Annotated in this window: 3 rRNA genes; all 3 read right to left on the bottom strand. The window is 56.0% G+C overall.

Annotated elements, in window-relative coordinates:
• Positions 1-55: 55 nt before the first annotated feature.
• A 5S ribosomal RNA gene (rrf, locus tag ACIPXZ_RS16945) occupies positions 56-172 on the bottom strand.
• A 221-nt stretch (positions 173-393) separates the two neighbouring features.
• A 23S ribosomal RNA gene (locus ACIPXZ_RS16940) occupies positions 394-3,521 on the bottom strand.
• A 514-nt stretch (positions 3,522-4,035) separates the two neighbouring features.
• Positions 4,036-5,560: ribosomal RNA gene (locus ACIPXZ_RS16935) — 16S ribosomal RNA — on the bottom strand.
• Together the 16S, 23S and 5S rRNA genes form the textbook arrangement of a ribosomal RNA operon.
• Positions 5,561-5,595 lie beyond the last annotated feature (35 nt).

The following is a 5,595-nucleotide window of genomic DNA, read 5'->3' as shown; positions in this document are numbered from 1 at the left end:
TTTTAAATGGTGGTGGCCCCGGGCGTCGTTGCTCGGGGCCATCACTGGTGGTTGTGTCCGGCGGTGTCCTACTCTCCCACACCCTCTCGAGTGCAGTACCATCGGCGCTGTGGGTCTTAGCTTCCGGGTTCGGAATGGGACCGGGCGTTTCCCCCACGCTATGACCGCCGTAACTCTTTCAAACACCCCACCAGGGTGGGGGTTGGTTTGGAAGGGTCACTGGAGTTCATCCGTGACACGCAACACCATCCAGTGACCCTGCGCCCCTGGTGTGGGGGTTGGGGGTGGGGGTGTTGCTTATTCAATTATGGTCTTCCCAGGTTTGTTGTTTGGGGACCGCATGGTGGACGCGTAGCACAGTGTTCTTTCACACCACCAGGGGTGGTGTGGTGTGTGGTCAGGTTATCGGCTTATTAGTACCGGTCAGCTTCACAGGTCGTTAGTCCCTGCTTCCACGTCCGGCCTATCAACCCAGTGGTCTGCTGGGGGCCTCTCCCACCACAAGGGTGGATGGAAATCTTATCTTGAAGCGGGCTTCCCGCTTAGATGCTTTCAGCGGTTATCCCATCCGAACGTAGCCAATCAGCGGTGCACTTGGCAGTACAACTGACACACCAGAGGTTCGTCCGTCCCGGTCCTCTCGTACTAAGGACAGCCCTTCTCAAATTTCCTGCGCGCGCAGCGGATAGGGACCGAACTGTCTCACGACGTTCTAAACCCAGCTCGCGTACCGCTTTAATGGGCGAACAGCCCAACCCTTGGGACCTACTCCAGCCCCAGGATGCGACGAGCCGACATCGAGGTGCCAAACCATGCCGTCGATATGGACTCTTGGGCAAGATCAGCCTGTTATCCCCGAGGTACCTTTTATCCGTTGAGCGACGGCCATTCCACAATGTACCGCCGGATCACTAGTCCCGACTTTCGTCCCTGCTCGAGATGTCTCTCTCACAGTCAAGCTCCCTTGTGCACTTACACTCGACACCTGATTGCCAACCAGGCTGAGGGAACCTTTGGGCGCCTCCGTTACTTTTTGGGAGGCAACCGCCCCAGTTAAACTACCCATCAGGCACTGTCCCTGACCCAGATCATGGGCCGAAGTTAGATGTCCAAAGTGACCAGAGTGGTATTTCAACGATGACTCCACCAGCACTAGCGTGCCAGCTTCACAGTCTCCCACCTATCCTACACAAGCCACTCCGAACACCAATACCAAACTATAGTAAAGGTCTCGGGGTCTTTCCGTCCTGCTGCGCGTAACGAGCATCTTTACTCGTAGTGCAATTTCGCCGAGTTCATGGTTGAGACAGTAGGGAAGTCGTTACTCCATTCGTGCAGGTCGGAACTTACCCGACAAGGAATTTCGCTACCTTAGGATGGTTATAGTTACCACCGCCGTTTACTGGGGCTTAAATTCCCGGCTTCACACCGAAGTGTTGACCGGTCCTCTTAACCTTCCAGCACCGGGCAGGAGTCAGTCCGTATACATCGTCTTGCGACTTCGCACGGACCTGTGTTTTTAGTAAACAGTCGCTTCCCCCTGGTCTCTGCGGCCCTTACCCGCTCCGAGGAGCTAGTCCTCTTCACAGTCCGGGCCCCCCTTCTCCCGAAGTTACGGGGGCATTTTGCCGAGTTCCTTAACCATGATTCTCTCGATCGCCTTAGTATTCTCTACCTGATCACCTGTGTCGGTTTAGGGTACGGGCGGCTGGAACCTCGCGTCGATGCTTTTCTCGGCAGCATAGGATCACTGAATCCCCCACCACGTGGGGTCCCATCACGTCTCAGCCTTAATGCTCCGCGGATTTGCCTACGGAACGGCCTACCTGCTTAGACCGGGACAACCATCGCCCGGCTCAGCTACCTTCCTGCGTCACACCTGTTAATACGCTTACCTCCCCCGATCAGTTCCCAGCCTCCCCACACACGCTTCGCCCGAAGGCTCCACAAGGTGGTTTAGGTGGTTAGTATCCCGGGCTCAGTATGGGCGGTTCTTCGCCGGTACGGGAATATCAACCCGTTGTCCATCGACTACGCCTGTCGGCCTCGCCTTAGGTCCCGACTCACCCAGGGCAGATTAGCTTGACCCTGGAACCCTTGATCATCCGGCGGACGGGTTTCTCACCCGTCTTTCGCTACTCATGCCTGCATTCTCACTCGTGTAGTCTCCACCACTGGTTTACACCGCGGCTTCACCGTCCACACGACGCTCCCCTACCACTCCAGACGACTGAACCACAAAGGCTTGTCTATTATCTGAAATCCACGACTTCGGCGGTGTACTTGAGCCCCGCTACATTGTCGGCGCGGAATCACTTGACCAGTGAGCTATTACGCACTCTTTCAAGGGTGGCTGCTTCTAAGCCAACCTCCTGGTTGTCTAAGCAACTCCACATCCTTTCCCACTTAGCACACGCTTAGGGGCCTTAGTCGGTGGTCTGGGCTGTTTCCCTCTCGACCATGAAGCTTATCCCCCACGGTCTCACTGCTGCGCTCTCACTTACCGGCATTCGGAGTTTGGCTGACGTCAGTAACCTTGTAGGGCCCATCGGCCATCCAGTAGCTCTACCTCCGGCAAGAAACACGCAACGCTGCACCTAAATGCATTTCGGGGAGAACCAGCTATCACGAAGTTTGATTGGCCTTTCACCCCTACCCACAGCTCATCCCCTCCATTTTCAACTGAAGTGGGTTCGGTCCTCCACGACGTCTTACCGTCGCTTCAACCTGGCCATGGGTAGATCACTTCGCTTCGGGTCTAGATCACGCCACTCAAACGCCCTATTCAGACTCGCTTTCGCTACGGCTTCCCCACACGGGTTAACCTCGCGACGTAACACTAACTCGCAGGCTCATTCTTCAAAAGGCACGCCATCACAGGAACAAGCCTGCTCTGACGGATTGTAAGCACACGGTTTCAGGTACTATTTCACTCCCCTCCCGGGGTACTTTTCACCTTTCCCTCACGGTACTGGTCCGCTATCGGTCATTAGGTAGTATTTAGGCTTATCAGGTGGTCCTGACAGATTCACACGGGATTTCTCGGGCCCCGTGCTACTCGGGAATCATCCCTCAAGCGGTGCAACAACGCGACGACTACGGGACTATCACCCTCTACGGTCCGCCTTCCCAAACGGTTCGCCTACGCCAGCACATTCACACCCGACCAGAACAGTGATCCTGGTACGGAACAACCCCACAACCCCGGACATGCAACGCTCACTGGCTATCACACATGACCCGGTTTAGCCTCATCCGCTTTCGCTCGCCACTACTCACGGAATCACATGTTGTTTTCTCTTCCTGCGGGTACTGAGATGTTTCACTTCCCCGCGTTCCCTCCACACAGCCTATGCGTTCAGCTGCGGGTGACTACCCATAACAGGCAGCCGGGTTTCCCCATTCGGACATCCTGGGATCAAAGTTCGGTTATCAACTCCCCCAGGCTTATCGCAGATTCCCACGTCCTTCATCGGCTCCTAATGCCAAGGCATCCACCGTGCGCCCTTAAAAACTTGGCCACACAAAAACCACATGACACAACCCACACAACCAACACCCCAAAAGATGTCAACCATGCAAGCCGTTCATGCAAGATGCTCGCGTCCACTATGCAGTTCTCAAACAACAACCCCATCACCACCACCCACACCAACAACCCCACACAGGAGGCCACATCAGCGCTTCGAATGGCTGGGAACAACCAGAAACAACATTGCTGTTGTTTCAGGACCCAACAGTGTGTCAACACCACCCACACCACCACAACCCAAGAACCCCTTCCAGCCACCCCCACCCGAAGATGAGAGAGCGTACTAAGACCCCCACGCCGTGGCACCTGTGCAGGCACCGCACCCCCAAGCAACAGGCCCCCTGTTTCACAGGAACCCACCACCCATCACGGGAATGTGTTTCTTTGATATTCCACCCATGAGCACCACACCCCAGGAACATGCGTCCTGGCAAGCGGGTTCTACACTCAACCACCACCACAACCCATGCAGGAAGAGGATGATGATCTCGTTTGCTCCTTAGAAAGGAGGTGATCCAGCCGCACCTTCCGGTACGGCTACCTTGTTACGACTTAGTCCCAATCGCCAGTCCCACCTTCGACAGCTCCCTCCCACAAGGGGTTAGGCCACCGGCTTCGGGTGTTACCAACTTTCGTGACTTGACGGGCGGTGTGTACAAGGCCCGGGAACGTATTCACCGCAGCGTTGCTGATCTGCGATTACTAGCGACTCCAACTTCATGGGGTCGAGTTGCAGACCCCAATCCGAACTGAGACCGGCTTTTTGGGATTAGCTCCACCTCACAGTATCGCAACCCTTTGTACCGGCCATTGTAGCATGCGTGAAGCCCAAGACATAAGGGGCATGATGATTTGACGTCGTCCCCACCTTCCTCCGAGTTGACCCCGGCAGTCTCCCATGAGTCCCCACCACTACGTGCTGGCAACATGGAACGAGGGTTGCGCTCGTTGCGGGACTTAACCCAACATCTCACGACACGAGCTGACGACAACCATGCACCACCTGTGAACCAGCCCCGAAGGGAAGGACGATCTCTCGCCCGGTCCGGTCCATGTCAAGCCTTGGTAAGGTTCTTCGCGTTGCATCGAATTAATCCGCATGCTCCGCCGCTTGTGCGGGCCCCCGTCAATTCCTTTGAGTTTTAGCCTTGCGGCCGTACTCCCCAGGCGGGGCACTTAATGCGTTAGCTACGGCGCGGAAAACGTGGAATGTCCCCCACACCTAGTGCCCAACGTTTACGGCATGGACTACCAGGGTATCTAATCCTGTTCGCTCCCCATGCTTTCGCTCCTCAGCGTCAGTTAATGCCCAGAGACCTGCCTTCGCCATCGGTGTTCCTCCTGATATCTGCGCATTTCACCGCTACACCAGGAATTCCAGTCTCCCCTACATCACTCAAGTCTGCCCGTACCCACTGCAGAACCAGAGTTGAGCCCTGGCCTTTCACAGCAGACGCGACAAACCGCCTACGAGCTCTTTACGCCCAATAATTCCGGATAACGCTTGCGCCCTACGTATTACCGCGGCTGCTGGCACGTAGTTAGCCGGCGCTTCTTCTGCAGGTACCGTCACTTTCGCTTCTTCCCTACTGAAAGAGGTTTACAACCCGAAGGCCGTCATCCCTCACGCGGCGTCGCTGCATCAGGCTTTCGCCCATTGTGCAATATTCCCCACTGCTGCCTCCCGTAGGAGTCTGGGCCGTGTCTCAGTCCCAGTGTGGCCGGTCACCCTCTCAGGCCGGCTACCCGTCGTCGCCTTGGTGAGCCATTACCTCACCAACAAGCTGATAGGCCGCGAGTCCATCCAAAACCACAAAAGCTTTCCACCACCACCACATGCGTGGAGCGGTCGTATCCGGTATTAGACCCAGTTTCCCAGGCTTATCCCAGAGTCAAGGGCAGGTTACTCACGTGTTACTCACCCGTTCGCCACTAATCCACGGTGCAAGCACCGCTTCATCGTTCGACTTGCATGTGTTAAGCACGCCGCCAGCGTTCATCCTGAGCCAGGATCAAACTCTCCAAAAAGAAATTCAAAACCCAGCAAACACCAACCACCACGG

This window comes from Arthrobacter sp. NPDC090010 (genome assembly GCF_044748305.1).
GTDB lineage: Bacteria > Actinomycetota > Actinomycetes > Actinomycetales > Micrococcaceae > Arthrobacter_E.
Note: the sequence above shows the minus strand (reverse complement) of the source record. Positions and strands in the feature narration are given on the sequence as shown.